1 protein-coding gene is annotated in these 521 nt (G+C 20.9%); it reads right to left on the reverse strand.

Annotated features, from left to right (window positions below; genetic code table 11):
- Nucleotides 1–9 precede the first annotated feature (9 nt).
- A complete protein-coding gene (locus HMPREF0216_RS14015; protein ID WP_005215556.1) occupies nucleotides 10–297 on the reverse strand; it encodes a transglycosylase domain-containing protein in 288 nt (95 codons plus the stop codon).
- Nucleotides 298–521: the final 224 nt, after the last annotated feature.

The following is a 521-nucleotide window of genomic DNA, read 5'->3' on the forward strand; positions in this document are numbered from 1 at the left end:
ATGTGTCCACTACTTTATACTAACACCAAATGCTCTAGCTATAGAAACTAAATCTATAGCACCATGTTTATAAAATCTATGGTCTTCTATTGCTACTATTGCATCTAAAAATGTTTTATATATATTGTCTAGTTCTGTATAATTAGAATTTTCTTTCACTTCTTCAATTTTACTTTCAATTGAAGTTTCATCAATTATACTTTTATATACACCACATCCAACTCCAATAAACATTGTTGATATAATTATCAAAAAAACCATTATAAATTTTATAATATTCAAAAATAACTTTTTCATAATAATAATCCATCCCTTTACTAATATTATTTATATTAGCATTATACCTAATTTTTAAAGTTATTTATATTTATGAACCTTTCATTTGTATTACAATTTTGTAATATTGTTAAAAGTTATTTAGAAAAAATCATTAAAATTTAACTTTTAACATATTTAGATAACAGAAATTAAGTTAATTTATTACACTATAGAAAAAACACTTATAGCTTTATAGCTATAAG

Origin of the sequence: Clostridium celatum DSM 1785 (assembly GCF_000320405.1) — a bacterium.
In the GTDB taxonomy this organism is placed as follows: domain Bacteria; phylum Bacillota; class Clostridia; order Clostridiales; family Clostridiaceae; genus Clostridium; species Clostridium celatum.